The organism is Halorubrum sp. SD683 (assembly GCF_002135045.1).
GTDB lineage: Archaea > Halobacteriota > Halobacteria > Halobacteriales > Haloferacaceae > Halorubrum > Halorubrum ezzemoulense.
The window spans coordinates 23,357-48,531 of record NZ_NEWJ01000007.1 but is presented as its reverse complement, the minus strand read 5'-3'; the positions used below and the strand labels follow the sequence as shown (position 1 = coordinate 48,531).

Sequence of the window (25,175 nt, the reverse complement as noted above, 5' to 3'; positions counted from 1 at the left end):
TGGAACCCACCGGCCCACCACCAGCAGGTGATCGGCTGTGCGAACACGCCAGCCTGCGGCCCGCAAGCGAGGAGTCCGACTCGTCAGCCACACCACAGAGATCTCCACTGCGGGGATCACCTGTCCAGGGGTCTCGCCCCGATTGACAGAATGGATTCCGGCGCTCCTCGCCGACCTCCGGCCCCACACCGAGCAAACCATCCGCGAGTATGCCACCGCCGATCCGTGGCACACGAGCTCCCAGCTCCTCGATGAAATCCTGCCAGCGTGGCAAGACACGGACACCCCCTGGACCGACGACATCGCCGAAGCCGTCGCGTACACCCGCGCGATCACGACGCTCGCGCTCACCTATCGCGACGAACCCACGGGTACACGTAGCAAGTACCACCAACAGCGACACGCAGACCTCACCGACACCGTCACCAGCATCGGGACGGGGCGCGGGCCAGTCAACGCCGACCTCGGCGCGCTCGCGAAAGGGCCGGTCGCACTCCATCGCGAGCTCGACGCCCACCCGACCACCTTCACCCTCTTGCTAGACGGCGACGCGTGGACCAGTCTCACGGACCGCCGCACGGGCGTCCGCGCGCTCGCGGCGATCGCCGTGCTCGCCGACGGGTTCGACGTGAGAGTCGTCGCTTCCCCCAGAGTCCAGCGACACCTCTCGAAGCGGTATCCGGACTGGACCGAATGCCATCTCGATCTTACTGTGAGCCGGGATCGGTCCCCCCACACCAACCACGCCACCCGAACTGTCGAGTCCGCCTGGAAGGCCATCTGGGATCTCGACACCGAACCCGGGAAACGCCGGCTCCTCGGGAACCTCGACGCCGAGTACGCCCGGAGCTACCGGGATCTCACCACCGATCACGCGATCGACGTCGCTGAGGGAACTATTAGCAGATACGTCCTCGATCTCGAAGCTCGCGAACTGGTCACTGTCGACCGTCGTGGCAAGCACAACACCGTCCAGCTCACCGACCGCGGCGAGCTGGCCGTTCAAGCGTGTCTCGACGACACGTATGAACTCGTCCATCCGGATCAGCGCCGACTCAAAGAGAGTCTTACTGCGACCCCTCACCGTTCCACAAGTACAGTGTCGCCCCACCGGGCGGGCGGGGAGACACCCACCATCGACGAGTGGGTGGCAACGACCGGCGATCCAGATGAAGACGCCGACTACGTCCAGTGGCTCACCGACCCGAAGAACGCTCCACCCCAGCTCCACGAGCGATTCGGCACCGTCGCCCACGACGATGCTATCACGCTCGTCGATGATCACCCACACTCGTTCGACGACGGCCGCGTCGCGTACCTCAGCCACGCCGATGATGAAACGCTCGTCGTCCTCCAGTGGGGTGGCCCAGTAGCCACCTTGGGACGTCTCGCGGGTGCCTTACTCAGCGAGAAGGCGCTCTCGAACATTCTCACCCCCTCCCGACTCGGCCGGGAGTTCGAAGCGATCGATGCGCCCGGCCAGGCGTATCCAACAGCCCGTATCCTCCGTCGTGGCCACCAAGTCGGCTGGTACAGCGACGACGAAACCACCTACGACGCGTGGCGGGAGCGAATCACAACGGTTCGAGACCGCCTCCTCGCACGGGTCGCGGAACTCACGCACAGCAACGACACCGCGGCCCGCGCCAACCTCCTCAGAGATCTCCACGGGCTGATCGCTTCTGCGACCCAGCTGTATCACGCCGTCGGGATCGATCTCACGACCACGCTTAGAGTGCCCGACACCGACGCACTCGCACGCAACACCACCCAACTACAGAATCTCTGTGGGTTCCTCGCCAAAACCGCGCCCAAACAGTCCGTCTACGGGATCCATTCGGGCTACCGCATGCTGTTCGAAGACCGGCCCGCAAAGCTGTGCCGGCGACTCCCCGCCGACACGGACCGCGACGCGACGATGGATCTCACGATGTCGTGGGTGGTTGCCGGCCCGACGATCACGGCACTCCGCGACGAGATCACGACCGCCCTCTCAGCAGAACTCACAACGGTCCGCGAGGCGATCGCCGACGGCACCGAACACGCACCGACACTCGAAATCCCGGTCGTCGACGGGACGACCTACCCCGCCATCCGGCGGGTGATCGACGAGGTCGCGATGACCCACGACGTACAGTGGACACCCCGCGAGCGCCAGCGGCTCGTGCGGCGCTGTCTGCGCTCGTTCGGCCCGGCGGACACCCACACGGCGTGTCCGTACGACGTCGTGGTGAGCCTGCTGCGAGCGCTGAACGAGTCTCGGACGCCGACGCTGGCCGCGGTCGAGCGCGCAGCGGCCACACTCCCACCGGAGCGCTTCCGGCCCGATCTCACGCCGACGGCCACGAAGCTGTACGCCACGCTGCTGCGAGCAGATCTGCCACTCGGCCGCTCGGAACTCATCGAGCGGGCGGGCATCTCCGCGAGCAGCTACGACCGTCGCCTGAGCGATGTGCGCGATCTCGATCGTGTCACGCCCGTCCAGCAAGGGGGCCACCGCCGGTGGGACACGACAGACCCGACACCACACCAGAAGACACCGCCGGTGACGGCGTGGCTTCCGCCGGACAGCGATCAGCCCGCGCCGCTGCTGGTGACGTATCGACACCCAACTACACCCGCCGGGCCGAACACCCCGGCTCTCGACCGCACGGGGAGAGCCGATCGCAGCGGATGGGACAAACGGCCACCGATCTCGATCCCCACCGAACCCGGCGGCGACGCCACTCTCACCATCCGTTCAATGACGACCACCAACCAGAGCCGACAGCCGAACAGCGACGCCCACCAGCACTCAGACGCCGGAGACCACCCAACCGACACTATGGAATCAACGACCCATCCGACGACAGCAGTCGCAACGCCACAAACAACGCTCCCCGATGGAGGTGAACAGCAATGAGCGACTCGACACTCGATCTCGAGACCGCCATCAGATGCGATCGCCCGACAGCGACCGAGGGGACCATCCAGGTCAGCACCAGCAGCACTGACGTCACTGAGGGGTCGCGTGTCCTCCTCAGCTTCGGCGATGATCGCGAGGTCACCTACACCGTGCTCACGCCAGGCGAGGCCCAAACGATCGCAACAGCGCTCGAAGCGGCAGCCAAGCAGGTAGACGACGCCGACACGCTCGAGGACCCAACCGATGAGTGACGATATCACCGATTTCACAGACGAAATCGACACCGTCGGCACACCCGACGACGCAGAGCCGGACCACGACCCAACCAACGGCCGCTGGTTCGAAACCGAAGTCGCCGACACCCTCGAGGAGTGGGGGTACACCACCGCCCGCAACGAGCAGCTCTTCGGGCTCGAGACCGACGTCATCGCGCGCCGCGACGAGTTCCGTGGTGATCCCACGGATTTCCTCGTCGTCGAATGTAAAGACTGGCACACGACACCCGTCCAGCGTGATGCCGTCGAAGCGATCGCCCTCCGGGCTGCCCTCGCGAGAGCGATGCCTGTCCTCGCTATCGCTCGCCACGTGACCGCGGGCGCGTGGCAGTTAGCCCAACTACTCGACGTCCGGATCGTCACCGAACAGGACCTCTGGAACGATCGCCTCCGACCGTTGACCAAGTGCCGACCACCACGGGACACACTCTACGCGCGGCGGGAACCGCCCATTCGGGAGCTGCGCGACCGGTTGCCGCTCCTGCTCCATCGGAAAACCAGCCTTGACATTGAAGCGCCTGTATTCCATACTGCTGGCTACGGCCCATGTTACGTCCCTGATCGCGAGGGCAACACGACGTACGTCAACGCTCGCGATAGCGAGTACGAATTCACGGAGTGAACTGCCTCGGGGTCAGGCCCCGGGGCACTCTGCCTCGAACTCTGTAGAGGTTCCAGTGGGGAGAGCCGAATACTATCGGTCACGCGGCATAACAGTTTTATATATCAGTATAGTAGTGGGTATCAAGTGAGAAAAAATGGGAAACACATCAGTCGATGAAACCCACGGAAAGGAACTGACGCTCACGGTCGATGATAGAGGGCGCGTTACCCTCCCAAAAGACGTTCGGGAGCAGTTAGGAATCGAATCGAACGATGAGCTCCCAGCGACACTTGTTGGCTCCGTCCTTGAGGTCAACCCCAAGCCGAGTTCGAAATTAGAGCTCGCAACGGCTGGCCGAGATGACTGGACGCACACGACGCCAACCGATGCAGGAGAGACGCTCTTTGGACCGATAAATAAGTGATCGACACTGATGGCTGACTTACTTCCGACAGAAGTGACGGTACTCACGGACGTGAATATACTTGCGATCGGACTCACCGAAGATCATCCAGCACACGACCATGTGTATCCGTGGATTCAACAGGCCCTCGACGGGCCAAACGTCTTGCTGGTCTTTGACTACTATCCGCTTCGAGCACAGTATCTCATGACAAACAAGTTCGGGGTGGATGCTGTAACGGCCCGAAACGCAGTCCAATCGCTTGTTCGGAGCCCAGTACGGATTATTAGTGCGACTGAGACAACCCTGTTAGAAGCGTATGAGATCAGTGCTGAACAGAACCACGACGTGTATGATTCATTTATTATGGCGCTTGCGCGAGCATACAGTGCTGACTACCTGATCACGACTGATGATGATTTCAACGAGCTATGTGAGGGTGAGGACATTACCTATACGAACCCGATTCCAAGCGAAGAGCGAGAGAAACTGACGTTCATTCAGGGATGATCGCACGGCGGGACGAGTTCCGTGGAGACCCTGACGATTTCCTCGTCGTCGAGTGTAAAGACTGGCACCAAACCCCGGGCCAGCGGGACGCAGTCGAGACGATCGCACTCCGGGCTGCCCTCGCGCGAGCAATGCCCGTGCTGGCTGTCGCGCGCTGCGTCACTGAGAGTGCCTAGCAGTTAGCGCAATTGCTCGACGTGCGGATCGTCACTGTCGACGACCTCACCAAGAAGTCGCTCCCACTACTGACCGAACGTCGACTGCCACGGGGAACGTTCTGAACCCGCCGAGAGCTGTACGTGAGCGAACTCCGAGATTCTGTTCCGCCGCTGTTGGACCGACGGAGTGATCTCGACATCGGGGCGCCAGTATTCTCCGGGGCACGCCACGGCCCGTGTTACATGCCTGATCGGACGGGTAACGATGAGTACGTCGACGCTTGCGATACTGACTACGAGTTCGGATAGCAGCGAACGCTGATGACATCCCCATCGGTGCCATAGACTTATCTAATTGTAGTACGATGGTACTACCATGAAGTACGCAAGCGTCAGTGTCAAATTCCCGGTTGAGCTGGACGCTGAGATTAAGCGGTTCCTTGATGAGACGGGTATTTACACCAATAAAAGCGAGTTCATCAAGGAAGCCTGCCGGTCGCATCTTCGCGAACTAAATGACGACACAGCGATCACCGCCCTTCGACTAGAGCAACTGCTCGCGCAGGCTGAGCAGAGCCGCCAATCAGATGGTGATATCGACGCCGAGCTCACGGCACTCGGCGAGAAAGTCGATGCAGACGATCTTGAGCAGGCTGTCGACGAGGCTCGTGAAGAAACGGCCACACAAGTGTACAGATCTGATTCGTGAAAATCCTCGATACGAATCTGTGGGTATTCGGTACACTGCGAACCAACGAACAGGCAACCGAATTACTCACGCACAAAGACATTCATGAGATTGTCCAACGAGGTTGATAATCTGTGTGTGAATATCGCCCGCAAGCGCAAGCATCGCATTCGCTCGTTCTTTTGTCGCCATCCCGTCCTGATAGTACGTATGAGCGCGATTTTCGTTCCAAAGATCTTCGAGCTCCATCGCAACCTCCTCGGTGATGAATCCAACATCTGCGCTTCGATTGATTGCGGTCGTGTGCGACTGTGGCGGCTGGGACGGATCGTGGTGACCCTCCGTGATCAACCAGAACAACAGTGTGCGTTCGATAGAGGTGAACGCAGCCTCGATTGTGAGTGTATAGTACCCGTCTTCACACAATTGTTCTGCCCCAGAGAGCAGTCGGCACGCCTTTCGGAGCTGGACGAGATCGGCACTAGCGACATCCAATCCCTCTTCGGATATCTGCCCACCGCGGCGGAAGGCGTCCTGTGCATTCGACAACCGCGGTTCAATGTCGTCGTGATCGATCGGCATCTCTACGCACCTCCGTGAGACTGAGCATAGATATCTTGCCGTAGCTCCTGAAGTTGGGGAGACGTGGTGAGAACTAGCCCTTCATCGAAAAGATCTGCGAGTTCAGATCCGTGTGAGACCGCTGTTTCTGGCGTCTCAACGAGAACCTCGAACTCGTACCGATGGCCGTCAAACGATTCGTCTTCAATATCTCGTGCAAGAGACGTACAGATGCGTCGTCCGTAGGTGAGGTCCCCATCAACGATGAAAAGAAGATCAATATCACTTCGACGGTCTGCTGTTCCGCGAGCGACACTCCCGAAGAGAATGACACCAATGAGTTCGGTAATTTCTTCGCTCTCTTGAATACGGGTCTCAAGCTCGTCGAGATAGGCCCTGACTGGCTTACGGAACTTCGACTGTGGTATCAAAAAAACTGGATCTGGTCGCTGAAGATGTTCGGTATCGATCGAAATTCGAGCAGGTCTGTGGTCACTCACAGCAATCACACCGAGTTTCTTAAGCAGTGTAAGTGAGCGCGAAACAGACGAGATATCTGCGCCCGTGATTGACGCGAGTTCCTGCTGTGTGAACTCCTCGAATGGGTTGTTCACGAGGTGGTGGAGGATATCCTGCATTGCCTGATAGCGGAAGACCCGCTCCTCTGGAAATGGAAAATCGAGGAGTACGCTCGTATTTTTCATAATACGCAATTAATTGTATGGTATGAAAACTCTTTGGGTGGCCTTCCGAGTCGGCTATCTTGAACTCACTCGTTCATCTAGGAGTTGCGTGACCGACTACCGCTTCTGAGACTATTACCCATATTTCGTGACCACACTAGCGTGGTATCTCGCCCAGCTGCTCGATGTGCGGATCGTCACCATCGACGACCTCATCAAGGAGTCACTCCCTCCACTGACCGAACATCGACCGCCACGAGGCACGTTCCACACTCTCCGCGAACCACGGGTGAGCGAACTCCGAGATACCGTACCACAGCTGTTGGATCGACGGAGTGATCTCGGCATCGAGTCGCCGGTGTTCTTCGCTAGTGGACGATGTCCGTGTTACGTGCCGGACCGAAAGGGCAACGACGAGTACGTCGACGTTCGCGACAACAACTACGAGTTCGGGTGAACTGCCTCGGATCAAGTCCCGGGGCAGTCGCCTCGAACCGCCTGTACAGTTCAGTTAAACGGGTTGTCAGCTGTCTCCAACCGCGTGATGCTGTCGATAAGGTCAAAGTCGTCGTCAAATGAATACAGGTACTCGATATTCACCCGCTCCATGTGGGCGACGATGGTCGCGTCTCCGAACGCGAGCCCTTCATAGGTCTCGAAGAGTTCCACTGCGCGATGGAAGTCTGTCTGCGCGGAGTGGACGAGTTCGAAGCCGGCCGAATTTGAGAGCCGATTGCGGAGATCAACTGCGATGTCGTGGCGCTGTCGTTCGTGAATCCAGTTCAGCGATTCTGACAACACATAGTTCGTGACCCGGGCAGTGGGAAGGTCACCTCGATCGATTGCCCGGACGATCCCTGCTGCCAGTTCGTGGCGACTGTCGGGACTTGTGTCCTTGTATTCGATGAGGATGTTCGAATCGATGAGAGCGGCCGGCATTTAGGCGTTCTCGGTGAACGCGGGATCGTCCTCGGACCCAGCGAGGTCGTGGGTTTCGAGGCCATCACCACCCATCGGGGCCTGAAGATCGTCATCTTCGAACGCGCCGTAGCGCTGTCGGACAACCTCAACCGTGAGATCCCCGCTGTCGGTGACGGTCCAGCGGAGCTTATCGCCAGCCTCAATATCAAGCCGCCGGCGGAGCGCTGCGGGGATCGTGACCATCCCTTGATCGCTGACTTTGGTTTCTTCGGGCGGACTGTCGGCTGCCATACGAACTAGTACACGCCTTGTCGTGTTACATGTTGCGCCACATGTCCAATCGGGTAGCGCCGTTTCATACAGCCTGTCGATTTTGTTCGCTAGCACGACGCGTTCGTAGATTGCCTTGACGGTGAACCGAACGGACGGGCGTCCCCACCGAACGCTTTTATCTAAGATTGATTTACAAACGTGTATGACTTCGCCGGACAGCGATGAGACGACGCTCCGAGACAAGGTGGCCGCCACGCTGGCAGATCATCCCGTTCGCGTCGGATTCCTGTTCGGCTCACAGGCACGTGGCGATTTCCATGATAAAAGTGATGTTGACGTGGCCGTCGTCTTTGAAAACACAGCCCCCGGTGACCCGAACCAGATGGACAAGCGTCTGGCACTCGGGAGTGACCTCGCACTCGCGCTTCAGACCGACGACGTTGACTTAGTGGACCTTCGGTCAGCGCCATCATCGCTCATCCGCGCAGCTTTCCGCGACGGCGACCGTCTCGTTGGTAGCGATGTCGACGCACGCCGACTTCGTGATGAGTTGCTCGCTGACGCGGACGAGGATCCGCGTTCACCGGCCAAGCGGTTCGATGACGCACTCTCGGCCATCGACGACCACCTCGCATGACACTGTCGGAAGACGATCTCGAACGGATCGTGAGTGCCGTCGAGACGATAGAGGAGAGCCTCTCGGTCCTTGTGGCGAAGCAGTCGCTCTCCCGTGAGACGTATCGGTCCGATCGAGAGCAACGCGACGTGGTTGAACGCCGCTTCGTCAAACTGACTGAAGCAACGCTTGACATCGCGAAGACACTCGTTGTTTTTGAACGGGGAGCACCGCCGGAAAGTAATCCAGCGGCGATGGTGGAACTAGACGCCGCAGGAGTTTTTCACAGGGCGACGACAACAGAGATGGTCCAAGCCGCTCGTTTTCGGAACGTCCTCGCCCACACCTACGGTAACGCCATCGATCACGACAATGTCTACGCCGCACTACAAGATCTTGAACGCTATCGGGACTTCCTACACGACGTACGTTCGTATCTCAACGAGATCGATGCGCTGTAGTCGATGAGCTATTCTGCGACCCAATTGGCGAGTTCGGGAAAACACTCGGGACAGTATTCGACCACGATCCCACGCTCGATCACGTCCGAGACAGTCTGGGCATCACGCTGTAGTTGGTCTCGCAGGTCCTCGTCGGCCTCACCGAACACATCGAATCCCAATTCACGCTCGTAGCCACAGGGAGCATTTTCGGCTCGGTGGACGATCGACGGTCCTGACTTCTGTGCCGCAGTATACTGACTATCGATCTCTACCGGTGTCGAAAGGACTTCTTCACCAACAGACTCACGTACGGCCGGTAGTTCCTCGGGCTGAATTTCACGAAGCTCCGAGACGTGATCCATCGCGGGCTCGAAACCCATCGCGTCATCGAACGATCCATAGTCACACCGCCGCACGGGCATATACGAGAGCCGAAGACGATCCGCCGCAGACCCGACTTGTTGGCGAATGGCGCGTGCCCGATACAGCATCGACGTGTACGTCTCGTGGACAGAGTCGACATTCCAGGACGCGCTCATATCGCGCCGTATCTGGACGAGAAACACCGCACCTTCGACACCGGATTCGGTCAACAGCCCACCGTCCCCCCGTTCTTTCGACAGGCGCATTTCTGTCGCGTACGCTGGGAAACACTCAGAACACGGAGACAGGTCTCGGTTAAGTGCCTCCTCATGTGTCAGATAGAGATAACGAGACTCCGTCGAGACATCAGAGTGCTGTGCTGTCGTCACTTGTATTCCGGATTCGGTGACAAGTTCGCCCGTCTCCACGGCTGGCAGATCCCCGTCTGTAATCCGCGTAGCATTGTGGAACCCATGGAACGTGTCCAACTCCGGGGATCCATCGTCATCGCACCTGTGCCACCACTCAACGGCTACAGGGTCATCCGGTGCGGGCGTGTCCTCGTTCAACGATGGCAATTCAGCCGGTTCAGGGGTATTACGTGTCATTATTGTGGGCCTCGTTCGCGGGAACTTTGAAGAGCGTCACTCGGGCTATCTGATTCACGAGCCACGCTCCGAGTGCGCGAGGGGCGATTCGAACGCCGGAGGAGGAAACCTCCTCCGAGCTCACGGCACTGTAGGAGCCGTGAACGCCCGTCTCGGTCGTGGCACGACCGCGTGATACCGAATTACACTACTCGCGCTTGACGGAAAAAGATGAGAGAACAAGGCTATACAGACTCGAAGGCCTCGATTTCATTGATGACCTGCTTCGGGTTCTCGGCGTGTTCGATGAACGAGAAGACGGTCTCTGACCACCCGGAGACGTTGTAGACGTTCTCGTAGCCTTCCGGGGTCACGAGGTCGCCGTAGGACGCAAGATCGACGAGATACAACGCGGTGTCCGTGGAGACCTCGTTCTGATACGCATCGAACGCCGCCTTCACCGTCTGGGTATCGCGCGCCGTGAATGGTGTGCTGTTCCAGATCTGCATGTCGGTGAAGACGACGATTCGCTCAACCGGCTCGCCTCGGTCACGGAGATACTCCAGTGCCTTCCAGCCGTTCGTCGAGTTCCCGACATCCTCGTCGATGGCCAGCACCGCATCTTGGCGCTGCAGTACTGGTGTGTCGACGTGCATTGGAACGGTCTGGAAGTCGTCACCGAACCCGCCAACCTCGGCACCTTGATCGGCCAGGATCGCACCAAATAACGCACCGATCTCTTTCAAGCGGAGCGTGCTATTCCTGGACAGCGCCATGTCCATCGATCCCGAGAGGTCCACAGCGACGAATGTATCTCCGAGTCCGTCGGGCACCGTCTCGACAGCGACGTCAATTGCGTCCTCCAGCCACCGTTCGACTGCTGGTGCTTGGACGTCCGCGTTCTGAAGCGCGGTGTACGCCTGATAGTACCGGAACGGGTACAGCGGCGCGTACCGGACTGCCTCCAGGTCGAGGTGATCCACGATGGTGTCTTCGTCAACGCCGGCTTCGAGCATGTTCCGGAGGTTCCGGATCGACGCGAAGATCGGCAGCGAGTACGTGTCGTCCTCGATGAGCGTCTCCCACGCGGCTCGGGTGTTGCCGCGCTCGGAGATAACCGTCTCCCACGTGTTCGGCGACGGCAACGGGTCGACGTCTGGATAGTCGTCGAGGCCGCCGCGCATGAATCGCTCGAACAGCACCTCTTGGTCGGTGTCGACGGGCGTGGGGTGGACGCGGTTGAACACGTCGTGTAGCGTCACCTCACGCCGCGACAGTTCATACTTGCCCAGCGTGTAGGCGTCGGCCATCGAGACGAGCGCGTCTTCGATGCCGCGTCGAAGCGGCCACGGGGCAGTCCCGCCAAGGAGTTGGTCGTGGACCGCGAGCGCGGTGGCCGTCTCGTCCATCCGCTGGATGATCGCCGGCGCCCATTCGCGGATGAGCGATTCGGGGGAGTCGTCCTTGAATCGCTCGTCGTTGGCTGCCAGCACGAGCAGGACCTGTGGAATGTCCCGCAGGTAGAGTTCCTGACGCGCGTACGCGGCGAGCTTCAGGACGAATTTCGGATCCTCGTCTGCCGCGGCGTCGAACCGCCGGACGACAGCAGCGAGCTGCTCGTCATCGGTTTCGTAGAACGAGTCCTCCAACAGCTGGTTGATCGTGCGCTTGTACAGTGCGAGTCGTGGGTCGGCAGGCTCGAACGCTTCTCCACCTTCGTAGTTGGTGGTTCGCGTCGCCTCCGCGACCGTTTGTTTTGGCGTGTTGAATTCCATCCTATCACTCGGAGCCGCAACAGGCGACTCCGATACCGGTGCTGCTCACACGTGCTGCGAGCAGCGAACGTCCCCGGCACGATTCGAACGTGCGACACCCGGCTTCGAAGGCCGGTGCTCTGTCCTGGCTGAGCTACGGAGACAAAGTCGTGGCCGGGAAACTGTTGCAGCCGGAACAGCGTGCTACCTGGTTACACTACGGTGGAACAGTGGGATTCCACCGCCGGGATTCGAACCCGGACTTCCGGCTCCTGAGGCGAAGGATGACTCCAACTCGACGGCCACGAGATGAGTGATGGCGACCGGGAAACTGTCGGGGCGGGACCGGTGTCAAGAGCACTCTCGTACTCTCTTTGTCCGGGATGTTCTCGATGGGTTGTGCCACCGACAGGATTTGAACCTGCGAGTTCCTGGCGAAGCAACGCCCCGACTCGACGGTCGCCACGTGCGGCCGGGCAACCGGTGGTGCGACGGGCTATGACTCCCGTTGGTGTGCTTTGCGGGCGAAGAAACGCACCACCTCGACGACCACACGCTTGGGGAACGCTGACCGTGACAGCGTCACGAATCCGTGGCTGCCCGCTATATCAGACACGGAAAAACGCTGTCAGGGCCAGCCCCCCGAGTGCTCCCGAGGGGAATCGAACCCCTGGCCTCCAGTTTGAAAAACTGGCGTCTCTCGCCAACGGAGACTCCGGGAGCGCTGTAGGGACGAAATCAAGCGCTGAGGTGCGGCGGACACGCAAAGATTATCGCCGGCGTTCGAAGCCCTCGAGTTGCCCGTGCGTGAGCGTCACTTGATACGTGACGAGTGTCTCGAGATTCTCGAAGGAGTGTTTGATCTTGAAGCGGCCGTGGTAGTCGTCTCGTTCGATCCAGCCGTCGTGGACTCGATTCAGACTGCCGGCCATGTAGCGGAGATCTTCCTCGTTGACGTCGTCTCGGCTCGCGTATGGTCTGTCTTCCGGCGGGACCGCTTCGGTGTGCCACTCCTCTTCTAAGAGATGACCATCCACCGTAATCTGAAATGTGGTCATAGTCGGTCGGTCAATACCTTTCGTCTGCCAGTCGACGTCCTCGGCAGGAGCAATGCCTTCGGGGTACTCCGGTAGGTGGACGTCGTCGTAGAGTTCGACTGTATCGAATAGTCCCATCGTTGTCCTCCATTGCGGGACCAGGAGTCGAACCCGGACCTCGGGGATATGAGCCCCGTGGACTGCCATTACCCTATCCCGCAGCACCGCAATTCGGAACTCACTCATGGATATCTCTCAGTTCTCCACAGCTGTCCGTCCCTCAGTCTCGTCGGCTGGAAGTGAGAGGTCTCGGACTGTTGGAGAATGCTCCAGCCCGGATTCGAACCGGGGGCTCGGCCGTGAGAGGGCCGTGAGTTTGGCCGCTACTCCACTGGAGCAGGGTGGCCTCTCCTGGAAGGGGTCATCGGCCAGTGGGACGGGCAGGATTCGAACCTGCGTGTTCTCATTACAGGTGAGACGAAGGAACTCTCACCGTCGCACCGGCTCTCCGGTGAAAACTCGGCGAGAGTGTGTGAATGCCAGGCTCTTCCACCGTCCCGTAGTCTCCCTGGCACGACTCGAACGTGCGTCTCCTCCTCTACAGGGAGGCGTCGTGACCGCTCGACCACGGAGAGAAATGTCGCCGCGAGGATTCGAACCTCGGAAGGACCTACGCCAGCGGGCCTGAGCCGCTTCTCGTTGACCACTTGAGTACGGCGACAGAGAATACAGGGAATCGTCTACCGGTACAGTAACCGGCATGCCGCCACCAGGACTCGAACCTGGGAAGGACTAACCACACGGTCCTCGACCGTGTCCGTTTGACCACTCTGGCATGGCGGCGCGATTCGAGAATCGCCAGCGACTCTGCGAACCACTTCGGCACGCAGCGGCCGGAGAGCGATTTGAACACTCGTGTCCTCGCGGACGCCGCGCTTCCAACGCGGTCCCTTGGCCGGGGTGGGGAAATCCCGCCAACAGTGAGACGGAGAGTCGAACTCCGAAGCCTCGCAGCTCTCGGTTTTACACCGAGCGCAGTCACCAATCTGCTTGTCTCACCACACGCCGTCGGAGCAAGCTCCAACGAGCCCCCTTCGCGTTTCTCACCGGATGCCGGAAGACGCGCCTTACTCTGCTTCTAACCCTCGCTTTCGGGGCGAGTGAGTTCACCAGCACCCAGTCACGGCAGGGGCAAATGGCGGTCACCTCGTTCCGTGAAAGTACGTGCCTTCGTCGGTGACGCAGATTCTCACACTTCCAATCGTGTCGATGGACGTTGTCTCACCGAGTGGAACGTGGCGGAACGCTTCTTCCTCGCAGTCAGGGCAGACCTTCTTTGACATCACGCCGTGTCCCGGATTCGAACCGGGAACCCGTCGCCGGGGCTGGCGTAGCAGGCCAGTGGGGTCACCATTCCCCAGACACGGCACACTGAGCCGACGAGGATTCGAACCTCGGTCCTGTGCGCCCAAGGCACAGATCGTCGTCCGCTGGACCATCGGCTCACTGGACTGCCGAGCGTTCGGCAGTCGATTCGCTATCTGTACGACTGTTTCCAACTGCGCAACCGCGACCGAGTAGTCGTGGTTGCGCGTCTCATCGCGGGGGCGTACTTCGGGAGGTTCCCGGGAATACCACACCGGCTCATGTAGGTTGCAGACCCTGCTGGGCCCAGCATCGTCGGAACGATCCAGCTGATCGCACCAACGGGCTGCCTACCTCGATGGGTATCCCCACGTGGTTTGTCCACGCGTCCACGCCGACGCCGGGATTTGAACCCGGATCACGGCCGTGACAGGACCGTATGATCGCCGGATTACACCACGTCGGCATGTCGCCCCGGCCGGAATCGAACCGGCGACTTCCGGATTCAAAGTCCGGCGTCCCTCGCCAGCGGAGACTCCGGGGCTCGACGTAGCCGCAGCTAACGCTACGGGAAAGCGTACCAGCGACTCATGATGCGTTCAGCACGCACAGAATCGCTCGTTCGTCCTACAGTCAGGAACGAACGCAGACCAAACTGCCGCGAGCCTCGTCCCCCGTGCTCGTCCGTGGCTGTGAGCCAAGCGAGTACGAGACGAAAGCAGGCGGCAATCCCGTGTTCCCCAGCCCCTGACGGGTAGTCCGCGTGGGAGCCGGGTTATGCGGGTGAGAGTGTCCGGAGAGCGCCGGAGTGCGTCGCGCTCTCGTATTCGATGGCGACGCAGGCCCGACGATTTTCGTCCGGTCTCTCCACACGCTGGTCTTGTAGGTACCCGCCGAACACGCGACCCGCGGCTAAACAAGAGCGAGCACGCCGCGGTTTGAAGCGAGTATCGACCATGTTGCGGGATTCTCCGTTTACGAGGTTTGTTTCGGACGTCTGTTACGAATTACTGTGGGAACTGTATTAAACTTAGTCAGGGTGTGGTAACTATAGACACTGTTTTGACGAATCTAGTTCGCGGTCCGATCAATTAACTACCCCACCCTACTTGACTCAATCTGACAGGTTCGCTCGTTGAGGGTGTCGCTAGAACTCGAAGAGTTCTGGCTGCTAACCAGAAGTCACAGACTTCTGGTGATGGGGCTTGTCCGTGAACTCGGCCTCGAACCCGTCCGGGTGGGCGGTGAATCCACCACTCGGCGTCACAGTTCCAGACTTTAGGGCGAGTTGACTGTCGCCCGTCCGCCGAGACGACTGTTGGCCTCGACGGACGTACCGCATCCCGATGTTTTTCGCCGCATTGTAGTCCGCGTTGGCTTCCGACTCACACTTTACGCACCGGAAGTCGATCCGAGTCGTGCGATTCTCCTCAGCTGTGAATCCCCACTCGGCACACCGCTGTGACGTGTACGCCGACCCGACTTGCTTCACCGAGACGCCGACCGCTTCGGGTTTGTATTCTACCTGCTCGTACAGGGTTCGGAACGCCCACTTGTGACCCCACGACGCACCCGTTCGGTTGCGGATGTCTGTCAAGTCCTCAGACGCAGTCACGAACCCGCTATCGACGGTGGGGCCGTTGTGGCTCAGCCTGAAACACAGGTCGTACTCGAAGAGATCAACCGTGGAGATACTCTTGGCGCAATTGCGCCACATATTGTATGTCCCAGCCTTTGGTTTCGACGTAGTAGCTGAGCACTGCGTCGACGTATTCTATGGGCAGGATCTTGTGAGTTGCGAGGATACAGAGCATGTGTGGTGTCGTGAAGAGTGTGTTGCGGTCGTCAAGAGCGAGATTGATGAAAAGGTAGTTGGTGGTGTTGAATTCGTCCGTGATGAAGAGCTCTGCCTCCAACTCGTTAGCCAGCCAGACACCTTCGGCTTCCCCCTGATCAAGCCCATAGTCGATCGGCTCGTCGGCTCGGTTGTCGACATCGTGTGTTGTGATATGACGGGCAGCTTGGAGGACGAGATCGGCGGCGGCAGCTAGGAGGTCATCATCCCCCGTGGCATCGGCAACCTCGCCAAGGACACTCGCTGGTACGTGGATGTCGTACCCGGTGAGGAGTGTTTTGAGCGGGTCCCCGCCAGAGGGAGCCTTCGGCCGCCCGTCAACGACCGGCGTAGCGAGATTCAACAGTACATTCGTATCGACGACGGCAACGGCGTGCTCCGACATCGTCAGGGATGCGACTCGTCATCAGAATCAGCCGAATTTGAGTCCGTCCATTCGGAGATCTCGCCGTCGTAGAAGGTATCGTCACTCGGGAGCCCATCCTCGAGTGTGGGTATAGCGGGCGTCCGATCGATCGACTCTCGGAGGAGTTTTAATCGCAGTGCCTCCTCACGGCCCAGAATTGCTTCGACGGTGTCGTAATCGACCCGGCCGTCGTAGTAGGCGTCGCTCAGCCGTCGCTGGAACTCCTCGTCGTTTACAAGCTCTTCGAGTTCGTCCTCGAGTGCGTCGATGATGAGACGGGTACGAGAGATATCGAGGATTTCAATCGCGCTATCGGCGCGCTCGACGAGAGACTTTGGGGCGTTAAAATCGACGCGTGTTTTTTCCTCAGCCATCACGCTATGTGTAGGGTCTACACACGCATAATTTCTTTGCCGTTCAAGCGAGTGGATCTTGACATCCTCCTCCGGGTAATCGATTCACGGGCGGTACGAGGCGGATGCCCCGACTCTTAGGGTCGGGAAGGAAGCCGACAACCGCTTACACAAACCACGCCACGATGGCAGTCTGACTCCTGATTATTAAATAACTACGACATAACATGTAAAAACAGTGGAGTACCGTCGTACTGCCGTCATCAACTCCATCGGCACCGGTTACACACCACAAGTCGTGTGGACAGTGCGACCAGCCGACTCGGAAAGGCAGAATCCTTATGATTGCCTGACCAGAATTCTCGAATCATGCAAGCAGTCGTACTCGCGGCCGGCAAGGGCACGCGCCTCCGCCCGCTCACGGACAACAAGCCGAAAGGGATGGTCGAGGTCGACGGCAAACCCCTTATCACCCACTGCTTTGACCAACTCATCGAGCTCGGCGCGGACGAACTCATCGTCGTCGTCGGGTACATGAAAGAGCAGATCATCGACCACTACGGCGACGCCTACGAGGGCGTCCCGATCACCTACACCCACCAGCGCGAGCAGAAGGGGCTCGCCCACGCCCTCCTCACCGTCGAGGAGCACGTCGACGACGACTTCATGCTCATCCTCGGCGACAACATCTTCCAGGCGAACCTCAAGGACGTCGTCCGTCGCCAGCGCGAGGAGCGCGCGGACGCCGCCTTCCTCGTCGAGGAGGTCCCCTGGGAGGAGGCCTCCCGCTACGGCGTCTGTGACACCAACCAGTACGGCGAGATCACCGACGTCGTCGAGAAGCCCGAGGACCCGCCGAGTAACTTGGTGATGACCGGCTTCTACACCTTCTCGCCGGCGATCTTCCACGCCTGCCACCTCGTCCAGCCCTCGAACCGCGACGAGTACGAGATCTCAGATGCCGTCGACCTCCTCATCCAGTCGGGCCGCACTATCGACGCGATCGGCCTCGACGGCTGGCGCATCGACGTCGGCTACCCCGAGGACCGCGACGAGGCCGAGCGCCGGCTTCAGGGTGACGACCCCGACACGGACGGCGACGACGAGGACGCCGAAGCGGTCGTCGAGTCGGACGCGTAACCAAACAGGATAAATCGCCCGTCCCCGAACCCCAACCTAATGCGTGTGAGTATCGTCGGCAGCGGCTACGTGGGGACGACCGTCGCGGCCTGCTTCGCCGACATGGGCCACGAGGTGGTGAACGTCGACATCGACGAGGAGGTCGTCGCGGCGATCAACGACGGCCGCGCGCCGATCCACGAGCCGGGCCTCGACGACCTCCTCGCCGAACACGGCGGCGACGCGCTCACGGCGACGACCGACTACGCCGCCGTCCGCGACACCGACATCACGTTCCTCGCGCTGCCGACCCCCGCGAACGACGACGGGAGTATCGACACGTCGATCATCGAGGCGGGCGCCGAGGCGCTCGGTGACGCCCTCCGGACGAAGGACGGCGACCACGTCGTCGTGACGAAAAGCACCGTCGTCCCGACGACCACCGGGGAGACGCTCGCCCCGATCCTCGCCGAAGCCTCGGGAAAGGAATTCGGCGACGACCTCCACGTGGCGATGAACCCAGAGTTCCTCCGCGAGGGGACGGCCGTCGCGGACTTCCAGTCGCCCGACAAGGTCGTGTTCGGCACGCGGCCCGACGACGCGGTCGCGCTCGACGCCCTTCGTGGGGTGTTCGAACCGCTCCTCGACGCCAGCGACGCCGCGGTCGTCGAGACGGGGATCGCCGAGGCGGAGATGATCAAGTACGCCAACAACGCGTTCCTCGCGAGCAAGGTCAGCCTCATCAACGACATCGGGAACGTCTGCAAGCAGTTCGGCGTCGACGCCTACGAGGTGGCCGACGCGGTCGGCCTCGACGACCGCATCGGCGAGCGCTTCCTCCGCTCCGGCTTAGGGTGGGGGGGAAGTTGTCTGACGGGCGATCAGCGCATTCTAGCGAAGGACGAGACGGGTACGAGACATCTCACGCTCGGCGAGTTCTTCGACGAGTACGTTTCCGACGGGACCGTCGACGACGTTTCGGTACTCAGTCGGTCGGAACAGGGCGAGTTCGCGTTCAAGCCCGTCGAGGTGGCGACGCGCCGTCGGTACGACGGTCCGCTACACACGATCCGGACGAAAATGAACAAACGGGTGACCGTTACTCACGATCATCCGATGCTCACGCTCGAGGGGAACGATACCGCGGTCAAGCCGGCTGCGGAGCTCGAAGCGGGAGATTCCGTACCGGTGTTGGCCGATCTCCCGAGCGATCCCGTTTCGGAGTTTGACCTCATCGAGATCGTTGCCGAGTCGCCCGACTTCGAAAACGATCGGGTGTATCTGAAACCGTCGACGCCGTTGGAGGCGAACAAAGACGAGGTGTACGAGGTGCTTCGCGCGTACAACCGTCAGTTCGACTATGACAAGCTCTCCGATCTCGTCGGGGATAACTACCTGCCGCTCGACGCGTTCCTCACCTACGAGGAGGAGTTACCGGTCGACAGGGAAGACCTGTCTCTCTACACGACGCGGGGCGGTGGGCAGACGTACGTGCCAGCCATACTCCGCGTAGACGAGCGGTTCTGGCGGTTCATCGGGTACTATCTCAGCGAGGGTCACATCAACGACGACACCTCCGGACACGGCTCGACCACCAGAAGACGGATTCAGTTGAGTTTCCATCCAAGCGAGGAACCGGAGTACGTCCGCGATGTCGAGTCGTACTACGAGGACCTGGGTATTCGGTATCAAACGAGGCAACAGGAAACCACGATGGCTGTCACTATCTCCAGCCGGGTTTTCGCCGCGTTCCTCGAGTGGCTCGGCTGTGGTACCGGCTCCTACTCCGCGGCGATCCCCGACGGCGCGTTCCAAGCGACGGCCGACGAACGCGTGGCGTTGCTTTCGGGACTGTTCCGCGATGACGGGCATATCGAGTACACCAATCACTCGAACGCCGTTGTCTACGACTACGGCTCCGTTAGCGAGGAGTTGATCGACGGGATGACGCTGCTACTCCACAGTCTCGGCATCGTCCCGAGCTACAAGACTTCGCAGTCGGCGAAGTCGACGCTGCCGGCCCACTTCCTGCGCGTGAGCTCGAAACGCCAGATCGCGGCGCTGAAGGAGCTGTTCCTGCCCGAAGAGCAAGACCGGATCGACGATCGGCTCGCCTCATACGATCGGGACATCGCACCGACGGGGCACACGGCGGACGGCGGATTTACCTCAGTTCCGGTTCGCGATGTCACCGTCGAGGAGACGACGACGGACGTTTACTCGCTGGAAGTCGCCGAGGACCACACGTTCGTGACGACCGACGGACTAGTCGTTCACAACTGCTTCCCGAAGGACACGAATGCGATAATCGCTGCCGCGAAGGAGACCGGCTACGACCCCGAGTTGCTCGAGGCCGCCGTGCGCGTGAACGACGGCCAGCCGGAGCGACTGCTCGGACGGCTCGACGATCACGCCGACGTGCGCGGCGAGCGCGTCGCCGTCCTCGGGCTCTCGTTTAAGCCGGGCACCGACGACGTCCGGAACTCCCGAGCGATCCCCGTCATCGACGGGCTCCGGGAACGCGGCGCGACCGTGGTCGCGTACGACCCGGTGGCGACGGAGAGCATGCGCGAGCACTTCCCGGACGTCGAGTACGCCGACTCGGCGGCGGCCGCGCTCGACGGCGCGAGCGCGTGCGTCGTCTGTACGGACTGGGACGAGTTCGCCGCGCTCGAAACGGAGTTCGACGCGATGGACGCCCCGATCGTCGTCGACGGCCGGCGGATCATCGAGCGACGGGACGGCCTCACCTACGAGGGGCTCACCTGGTAGCGATCACCCGGACCGGCGACGCCATAGGCCGCTCACGACGAGGAGCGCCCCGACGCCGCTGCCGGCGAGCGACCCGGCCAAGAGGAGATAGCCGATATCGACGACGACGCGAACGAGGTAGATCGACCCCTCGTACCCGACGAAGTAGTGGTTCGTCACGTCGTTGCGGTACACGAACCGAGTACCTTCATCCGACGGCCCGCGGTCCGAGTAAATGCGGTCCGCCGAGCCGACCGCCCCCCTGACTGCGGCCTGTTCTTCCGGAGACAGGGCCTTGAACTCGATCGGCTCGATCTCGCTCGGCGAGTACGCGTCGAGCGACGCCGCCATCGCCTCCTCGGTGGGTGCCTGCGCATCGATCGACGTCTCGTAGGCGGGTAGCCCGAGGTACGCGCCGCCAAGACACGCGAGTAGGCAGCAACAGCCGAGCGCGACGCGGAGGGAGACTCGCGTTCGGTTGAACTGGACCATGCTCACTGGACCGGCGCCTCGATCTCGCCAACCCGCCGCATCCGATAGAACCGAACCCTGCGCGTCAGTACGCGCCAGCACACGGCCGCGACGGCGGCCCCGACCGCGTTGGTGAGCAGGTCGCCGAAGTCGGCCGTGCGCGCGTCGAGCGTCGACTGGAGCAGCTCGATACTCCCGCCGTAGCCGACGGCGAGCAGGAACACGACGCCCAACACGGTTCGGTCGCGCCACGGCGAGTCCTGAAACGCGTACGCGAGCGTCACCGCGAGCCCCGCGTACGCCAGCCCGTGGAGCCACGTGCCGTACGGGAACACGCCGAGGGGGCCGGTCCGTATCACGCCGCTTCCCGGCGGCGTGAACACCGAGTAGTAGAGGATCGTCGACGCGACCGCGGCGACACCGGCGAGGCGGAGCGGCCGCGGCACGAGCGGGAGTCGGAGCCGACGCATCGTACCACGCTCCTCTGTGGGCGCCGACAAAAGGGTACGGATCCGCGCAGTTGAGCGCACGCCGAACGAATACGCTTTTTACGCGCGCGCCGGTCGTCGTTGGTAATGCCGGATTCGGAGGGTACCTCCACAGAGCTGATCGACGACGAGGGGCGGCTGTTCGGCCGCGTCAACGTCATCGACGCGCTCGTCGTGTTGCTGATCGCCGCCGTCGTCGTCGCGGGCGCCGCGTTCGTGCTCACCGACGACCCGGCGCCGCCGCCGGAGACGGACACCACGTACGCGACGATTGACGTTGGCACCGTCTCGCCGTACGTTGTCGACGCTATCGAGGAGGGTGATGCCTACGACTCCGATAGCACGTCAACACTCCGGATAACAGACGTTCATCTCACGCCACAGGACGGTCAGATTCGCGTCATCCTCCGCGTAGCGCTTGAAGGCGAACCCAACGAGCAAGGAAGTCTCACGTACGCAGGGGCCCCACCACGACTCGGACGGACGCTCGATATCACGACCGACCGCTATCAGGTCAACGGCCAGATTCGTGACGTCGGCGACAGCGACGCATTGGCTACCGAACAACAGCGCGTGTTGCTCTCGAGTCAAGTCGATGCGGGCACCGCGCAGGCGGTGACCCCCGGTGACGAGATTCGCCTCAGCGACCGCACCGTGGCCCGCATCAACAACGTCACCACCTACACGACCAACCGATCGACCCAACGACAGCTGTTCGTTGAAGCGACGCTCGCTGGGCACCGCCAGCAGGACCGGCTCCGGTTCGGCGGCAGTCCAGTCAGGCGGGGACAGAGCGTAACACTTCCCACAAATGAGTACACACTCGACGCGCGAATCGAACAGGTCAGCCACGATATCGACATGGACGCGACAACGACCCGGACCGTGACGCTCCGGATGGAGGAGGTTCGCGAGGACTTCGCGGACGCCATCGAACCGGGGATGGTCGAGCGGACCGGCGACACCACCGTCGCTCGCGTCACCGGCGTGGAGACGGAGCCGTCGCTCATCATCACCACCGGCGAGAACGGCAGCGTCAACGTCGTGGACCACCCGGTGAACCGCGAGGTAACGATCACCGCGGACCTCCAGCTCCGAGAGATGCCGAGCGGCCTCGCGTTCAAGGGCGACCAGATCCGGCAGGGGTCGACCGTGGCGCTCGATCTCGGCACGGTTACTGTGGAGGCGACGGTCGTCACCGTGGGGCGGTAACCACGTCCAGGTCCGCCACAGTCGCAACACACATGAGCACCCACCCGAAGATCGATTCAGATGAGTGACGAGACGGAGGCGGGTACGCTGGCCGGAGGCGTACGGCGGGCGGCCCGCGAGTCGCGTCTCGGTCGCCTATCGCGGCGCACCGCCGACGCCGTGCGCGACTCGTACCTGTACCGCTGGCTCACCGCGGAGCCGGACCCGGATGTGATCGTGATCGATCTCCGGGAGACGTGGACGGTCGGCCCGTTCATTCGCCTCCTCGATGCGGTCCTCGACCGGCTCCTCCCCGCGCTCGACGACTCTCGCCTGGCGGCCGCGGTCCGGGCCGGCGTGCGGCAGACGTTGGCGGCGCCGGCGGTCGCCGTCGGGCTGGCGCTCCTCGCGGCGGGCCTCGCCCTCGGACTGGCGAGCGTCGCGGCCGGAACGCTCGGGACGACTCGCCTCGTCGTTGCGGGCGGCCTCGTCGCCGCCGGCGTGCTCGCCACCCGCGAGCGCCGAAGCTGGGCGGCGCTGCGCGAGACGCGTCCGGTCGAGCTCCTCGTCGCCGCGCTCGAACCCCCGGAGCCGCCGGAGGGAACGGCCGCCGACGCGAACGCGACTGAGACCGGACGGGAGCACCGCTCGACGGACGGGGACGCGAACGCGGGCGGTCCCGACGCGGGCGGTCCCGACGGGACGGAACCGTCCGAGCCGGAGCCGTCGGTCGACGGGCGGACCCGCTCCGACCGCTAGGCCAAACGGGGGCGCTTAAGTGACTGCCCGCGCCCGATTCGGGTAGTGACCACTACGGAGCTGCTCGTTGCGATACTCGCCGGGATCGTTCAGGGCGTCGTCGAATGGCTCCCCGTCTCGAGTCAGGGGAACCTCTCGCTCGTGCTCACGCTCGTCGGCACCGACCCCGCGGTCGCCGTCCAGCTCGCCTTATTCCTCCAGCTGGGGACGACGCTGTCGGCCGCGACGTACTACCGCGCGGAGATCGAGACCATCCTCAGGGCGATCCCCGGATGGCGCCCCGCGAGGGCGTACGACGCGGACCACGCGATCGCGACGTACGTCGTCGTGGCGTCGCTGTTCACCGGGGTCGTGGGGATTCCGCTCTATATCCTCGCCGTCGACCTCGTCAGCGAGCTCACGGGCGGCGTCTTCGTCGCCGCGATCGGCGTCCTCCTCGTGATCACCGGGCTCCTCCAGCGGGCCTCGGACAGCGTCAGTATGGGCGGCCGCGAGACGCCGTCGCTCGTCGATTCGATCCTCGTCGGGGCCGCACAGGGTTTCGCCATCCTCCCCGGGATCTCCCGGTCGGGCGTGACCGCGAGCGCGCTGCTGTTCCGGAGCTACGACCCGCCGACCGCGTTTCGGCTCTCCTTCCTGCTGTCGATTCCCGCGAGCGTCGGCGCGGCCGCGCTCACCGTCACGAGCGCGGGCGGCCTGCCGGGGATCGCGCCGGTGCCAGCGGCGGTCGCGCTCGGCGTGAGCGGCGTCGTCGGCTACCTGACGATCGACGCGCTCATGCGCGTCGTCGAGCGCGTCCCGTTCGCGACGGTGTGTTTCGCCCTCGGCGCGCTCGCGATCGTCGGCGGGGGCGGGATCGCGCTGCTCGTGTGATCTCTCAGGCGCGTTCACCGTCTCGATCGGCTTGGCGATACGTCTCAAGTCACCGACGCGGCGACGCGCCCGGGGCGTCGAATCACGCTAGGCGGTCGAGATCACCGCGACGCTCCCGATGCATGATACCGGCAGCGAACACGCGGAGTTTCGACACGAGTTCCGACTCGGACCCGTACGTCTCCACGCGCAGGTCCCATCGGACTCTCGCGGAGCGTATCATCGCACTCGTCACGTCGTCCTCGTGAACGAAGCAGAATCGGTCACCGTGCGTTTCCGAAAGCGCTTCGAGAATGCTTCCGGCCTCCTCCCCGACCCCGAAATTGTGCCCGAGAAACGGGAGAACGAACGCGGTCGCGTTGCTACAGCGAGCGTACTCGATGCTCTGTGTCGCGGCGTCCACGTCCTCCGTACTCACGTCGACGTCGAGCGCGAGAAACGCGTTCACTCCGGGACGCACGCGAAGGGCTCCCTGAACGCGTCGCAAAAGCGCCTGTGCAGCGTCGATTTCGTCTTTGTTCCGGAACAGCCGCCGGAGCGGTCCCGGGAGATCCGCGACGTCTATTTCCCGCTGTTCTCCCTCGCCCAGCACGTAGTTGAGGTTGAACGATTTGTACGGACCCATGAGGTAGAAGAGGAACCGGTCGTACGCCACGTCTCCCAATCGGTCGGCGATGAGATCCCGTGTGATCTCGACGGTCATACGCCGCCGTCCAGCCGCAGGTATATAAAAAACAGTGTTTTTGAAGAATACTGGCTTGAG

Annotated in this window: 25 protein-coding genes, 13 tRNA genes and 3 pseudogenes; 15 read left to right on the top strand and 26 right to left on the bottom strand. The window is 61.8% G+C overall.

From position 1 onward, the window contains the following. Positions 1 to 37 precede the first annotated feature (37 nt). The 6 genes from B9G49_RS03970 (at position 38) to B9G49_RS03940 (ending at position 5,564) form a co-directional block, all read left to right on the top strand. Positions 38 to 2,902, top strand: a complete 2,865-nt coding sequence (locus B9G49_RS03970) for a helix-turn-helix transcriptional regulator (RefSeq protein ID WP_086215493.1) — start codon at positions 38 to 40, stop codon at positions 2,900 to 2,902. Next, positions 2,899 to 3,156 (top strand): hypothetical protein, encoded by a 258-nt coding sequence (locus tag B9G49_RS03965; RefSeq protein WP_086215492.1) that lies wholly within the window; start codon positions 2,899 to 2,901, stop codon positions 3,154 to 3,156. The genes B9G49_RS03970 and B9G49_RS03965 overlap by 4 nt, the downstream gene beginning before the upstream one ends. Beyond that, the gene (locus B9G49_RS03960) at positions 3,149 to 3,802 is read left to right on the top strand and encodes a restriction endonuclease (RefSeq protein WP_086215491.1); all 654 of its coding nucleotides are present in this window, start codon (positions 3,149 to 3,151) and stop codon (positions 3,800 to 3,802) included. The genes B9G49_RS03965 and B9G49_RS03960 overlap by 8 nt, the downstream gene beginning before the upstream one ends. Positions 3,803 to 3,938: 136 nt before the next feature. After that, on the top strand, positions 3,939 to 4,208 hold the full coding sequence (locus tag B9G49_RS03955; RefSeq protein WP_086215490.1) for an AbrB/MazE/SpoVT family DNA-binding domain-containing protein: 270 nt from the start codon (positions 3,939 to 3,941) through the stop codon (positions 4,206 to 4,208). Between the two features lie 9 nt (positions 4,209 to 4,217). Beyond that, positions 4,218 to 4,697, top strand: coding sequence for a PIN domain-containing protein (locus tag B9G49_RS03950; RefSeq protein WP_086215489.1), 480 nt, complete (start codon positions 4,218 to 4,220; stop codon positions 4,695 to 4,697). A gap of 534 nt (positions 4,698 to 5,231) precedes the next feature. After that, a complete protein-coding gene (locus B9G49_RS03940; RefSeq protein ID WP_086215488.1) occupies positions 5,232 to 5,564 on the top strand; it encodes a ribbon-helix-helix domain-containing protein in 333 nt (110 codons plus the stop codon). A gap of 66 nt (positions 5,565 to 5,630) precedes the next feature. Here B9G49_RS03940 and B9G49_RS03935 read toward each other — a convergent pair whose 3' ends face one another. Both B9G49_RS03935 and B9G49_RS03930 read right to left on the bottom strand, forming a co-directional pair. Beyond that, on the bottom strand, positions 5,631 to 6,125 hold the full coding sequence (locus B9G49_RS03935; protein WP_086215487.1) for a hypothetical protein: 495 nt from the start codon (positions 6,123 to 6,125) through the stop codon (positions 5,631 to 5,633). A gap of 2 nt (positions 6,126 to 6,127) precedes the next feature. After that, entirely contained in the window at positions 6,128 to 6,808 is a 681-nt protein-coding gene (locus tag B9G49_RS03930; protein ID WP_086215486.1) for a nucleotidyltransferase domain-containing protein, read from the bottom strand. Between the two features lie 127 nt (positions 6,809 to 6,935). Between B9G49_RS03930 and B9G49_RS03925 the strand changes: the two genes are divergently transcribed. After that, on the top strand, positions 6,936 to 7,244 hold the full coding sequence (locus B9G49_RS03925) for a hypothetical protein (protein ID WP_198943805.1): 309 nt from the start codon (positions 6,936 to 6,938) through the stop codon (positions 7,242 to 7,244). A 50-nt stretch (positions 7,245 to 7,294) separates the two neighbouring features. Here the strand turns inward: B9G49_RS03925 and B9G49_RS03920 are convergent, their stop codons facing one another. Then, a complete protein-coding gene (locus B9G49_RS03920; protein ID WP_086215485.1) occupies positions 7,295 to 7,726 on the bottom strand; it encodes a type II toxin-antitoxin system VapC family toxin in 432 nt (143 codons plus the stop codon). Next, positions 7,727 to 7,999, bottom strand: a complete 273-nt coding sequence (locus B9G49_RS03915) for an AbrB/MazE/SpoVT family DNA-binding domain-containing protein (protein ID WP_086215484.1) — start codon at positions 7,997 to 7,999, stop codon at positions 7,727 to 7,729. It lies immediately after the preceding gene. A 184-nt stretch (positions 8,000 to 8,183) separates the two neighbouring features. Between B9G49_RS03915 and B9G49_RS03910 the strand changes: the two genes are divergently transcribed. Beyond that, positions 8,184 to 8,618, top strand: a complete 435-nt coding sequence (locus tag B9G49_RS03910; protein ID WP_086215483.1) for a nucleotidyltransferase domain-containing protein — start codon at positions 8,184 to 8,186, stop codon at positions 8,616 to 8,618. Then, entirely contained in the window at positions 8,615 to 9,058 is a 444-nt protein-coding gene (locus B9G49_RS03905) for a DUF86 domain-containing protein (RefSeq protein ID WP_086215482.1), read from the top strand. The genes B9G49_RS03910 and B9G49_RS03905 overlap by 4 nt, the downstream gene beginning before the upstream one ends. 8 nt (positions 9,059 to 9,066) lie before the next feature. Here B9G49_RS03905 and B9G49_RS03900 read toward each other — a convergent pair whose 3' ends face one another. From B9G49_RS03900 to B9G49_RS03825, 19 genes and pseudogenes are all read right to left on the bottom strand, one after another. After that, entirely contained in the window at positions 9,067 to 9,972 is a 906-nt protein-coding gene (locus tag B9G49_RS03900; protein WP_233125154.1) for a hypothetical protein, read from the bottom strand. Positions 9,973 to 10,084: 112 nt separating this feature from the next. Beyond that, positions 10,085 to 10,208 (bottom strand) — tRNA-Gly (locus B9G49_RS16490). A gap of 27 nt (positions 10,209 to 10,235) precedes the next feature. Next, positions 10,236 to 11,765 (bottom strand): TROVE domain-containing protein, encoded by a 1,530-nt coding sequence (locus B9G49_RS03895; RefSeq protein WP_086215480.1) that lies wholly within the window; start codon positions 11,763 to 11,765, stop codon positions 10,236 to 10,238. A 68-nt stretch (positions 11,766 to 11,833) separates the two neighbouring features. Then, positions 11,834 to 11,908: transfer RNA gene (locus tag B9G49_RS03890), tRNA-Arg, on the bottom strand. A gap of 483 nt (positions 11,909 to 12,391) precedes the next feature. Beyond that, positions 12,392 to 12,467: transfer RNA gene (locus tag B9G49_RS03885), tRNA-Glu, on the bottom strand. 47 nt (positions 12,468 to 12,514) lie between these two features. Next, a complete protein-coding gene (locus B9G49_RS03880) occupies positions 12,515 to 12,919 on the bottom strand; it encodes a hypothetical protein (protein ID WP_086215479.1) in 405 nt (134 codons plus the stop codon). Between the two features lie 12 nt (positions 12,920 to 12,931). After that, a tRNA-Met gene (locus B9G49_RS03875) sits at positions 12,932 to 13,002 on the bottom strand. A 104-nt stretch (positions 13,003 to 13,106) separates the two neighbouring features. After that, positions 13,107 to 13,179: transfer RNA gene (locus B9G49_RS03870), tRNA-Glu, on the bottom strand. Positions 13,180 to 13,213: 34 nt separating this feature from the next. Further along, positions 13,214 to 13,340: transfer RNA gene (locus tag B9G49_RS16485), tRNA-Thr, on the bottom strand. A 4-nt stretch (positions 13,341 to 13,344) separates the two neighbouring features. Beyond that, a tRNA-Tyr gene (locus tag B9G49_RS03865) sits at positions 13,345 to 13,416 on the bottom strand. A 3-nt stretch (positions 13,417 to 13,419) separates the two neighbouring features. Then, positions 13,420 to 13,502: transfer RNA gene (locus B9G49_RS03860), tRNA-Leu, on the bottom strand. A gap of 40 nt (positions 13,503 to 13,542) precedes the next feature. Further along, a tRNA-Leu gene (locus tag B9G49_RS03855) sits at positions 13,543 to 13,624 on the bottom strand. A gap of 502 nt (positions 13,625 to 14,126) precedes the next feature. Then, positions 14,127 to 14,209: transfer RNA gene (locus B9G49_RS16480), tRNA-Ser, on the bottom strand. Positions 14,210 to 14,213: 4 nt separating this feature from the next. Further along, a tRNA-Pro gene (locus B9G49_RS03850) sits at positions 14,214 to 14,286 on the bottom strand. A 252-nt stretch (positions 14,287 to 14,538) separates the two neighbouring features. Next, positions 14,539 to 14,612, bottom strand: a tRNA-Asp gene (locus B9G49_RS03845). 3 nt (positions 14,613 to 14,615) lie between these two features. Then, positions 14,616 to 14,691: transfer RNA gene (locus B9G49_RS03840), tRNA-Gln, on the bottom strand. 626 nt (positions 14,692 to 15,317) lie between these two features. Continuing rightward, positions 15,318 to 15,761 (bottom strand): annotated as a pseudogene (locus tag B9G49_RS03835) (zinc ribbon domain-containing protein); the annotation flags it as partial. Positions 15,762 to 15,825: 64 nt separating this feature from the next. Beyond that, on the bottom strand, positions 15,826 to 16,386 hold the full coding sequence (locus B9G49_RS03830) for a hypothetical protein (protein WP_086215478.1): 561 nt from the start codon (positions 16,384 to 16,386) through the stop codon (positions 15,826 to 15,828). Between the two features lie 2 nt (positions 16,387 to 16,388). Next, positions 16,389 to 16,781, bottom strand: a complete 393-nt coding sequence (locus B9G49_RS03825) for a hypothetical protein (protein WP_086215477.1) — start codon at positions 16,779 to 16,781, stop codon at positions 16,389 to 16,391. 348 nt (positions 16,782 to 17,129) lie between these two features. Between B9G49_RS03825 and aglF the strand changes: the two genes are divergently transcribed. From aglF to B9G49_RS16925, 3 genes and pseudogenes are all read left to right on the top strand, one after another. After that, the gene (aglF, locus tag B9G49_RS03820; protein WP_086215476.1) at positions 17,130 to 17,900 is read left to right on the top strand and encodes a UTP--glucose-1-phosphate uridylyltransferase AglF; all 771 of its coding nucleotides are present in this window, start codon (positions 17,130 to 17,132) and stop codon (positions 17,898 to 17,900) included. 39 nt (positions 17,901 to 17,939) lie between these two features. Then, positions 17,940 to 20,153 (top strand): annotated as a pseudogene (locus B9G49_RS17135) (nucleotide sugar dehydrogenase); the annotation flags it as partial. 3 nt (positions 20,154 to 20,156) lie between these two features. Continuing rightward, a pseudogene (locus B9G49_RS16925) lies at positions 20,157 to 20,651 on the top strand (UDP binding domain-containing protein); the annotation flags it as partial. A gap of 3 nt (positions 20,652 to 20,654) precedes the next feature. Here the strand turns inward: B9G49_RS16925 and B9G49_RS03810 are convergent. Together B9G49_RS03810 and B9G49_RS03805 are read right to left on the bottom strand one after the other, a co-directional pair. Further along, positions 20,655 to 21,128: a hypothetical protein gene (locus B9G49_RS03810; RefSeq protein ID WP_198943804.1), complete on the bottom strand. Its 474-nt coding sequence runs from the start codon at positions 21,126 to 21,128 to the stop codon at positions 20,655 to 20,657. Beyond that, entirely contained in the window at positions 21,125 to 21,571 is a 447-nt protein-coding gene (locus B9G49_RS03805) for a VanZ family protein (RefSeq protein WP_086215473.1), read from the bottom strand. Before B9G49_RS03805 ends, B9G49_RS03810 begins: the two co-directional genes overlap by 4 nt. Before the next feature lie 105 nt (positions 21,572 to 21,676). Between B9G49_RS03805 and B9G49_RS03800 the strand changes: the two genes are divergently transcribed. Genes B9G49_RS03800 through B9G49_RS03790 form a run of 3 tightly spaced genes read left to right on the top strand, consistent with a single transcriptional unit; the run spans position 21,677 to position 24,412 of the window. Next, the gene (locus B9G49_RS03800; protein ID WP_086215472.1) at positions 21,677 to 22,801 is read left to right on the top strand and encodes a DUF4330 family protein; all 1,125 of its coding nucleotides are present in this window, start codon (positions 21,677 to 21,679) and stop codon (positions 22,799 to 22,801) included. A 60-nt stretch (positions 22,802 to 22,861) separates the two neighbouring features. Beyond that, positions 22,862 to 23,539 carry a hypothetical protein gene (locus tag B9G49_RS03795; RefSeq protein ID WP_086215471.1) on the top strand — a complete coding sequence of 226 codons (678 nt, stop codon included), beginning with the start codon at positions 22,862 to 22,864 and terminating at the stop codon, positions 23,537 to 23,539. 45 nt (positions 23,540 to 23,584) lie between these two features. After that, positions 23,585 to 24,412 (top strand): undecaprenyl-diphosphate phosphatase, encoded by an 828-nt coding sequence (locus B9G49_RS03790; RefSeq protein ID WP_086215470.1) that lies wholly within the window; start codon positions 23,585 to 23,587, stop codon positions 24,410 to 24,412. An 82-nt stretch (positions 24,413 to 24,494) separates the two neighbouring features. On the opposite strand, the gene B9G49_RS03785 is transcribed toward B9G49_RS03790, so the two are convergent. After that, positions 24,495 to 25,115, bottom strand: coding sequence for a hypothetical protein (locus B9G49_RS03785; RefSeq protein WP_086215469.1), 621 nt, complete (start codon positions 25,113 to 25,115; stop codon positions 24,495 to 24,497). Positions 25,116 to 25,175: the final 60 nt, after the last annotated feature.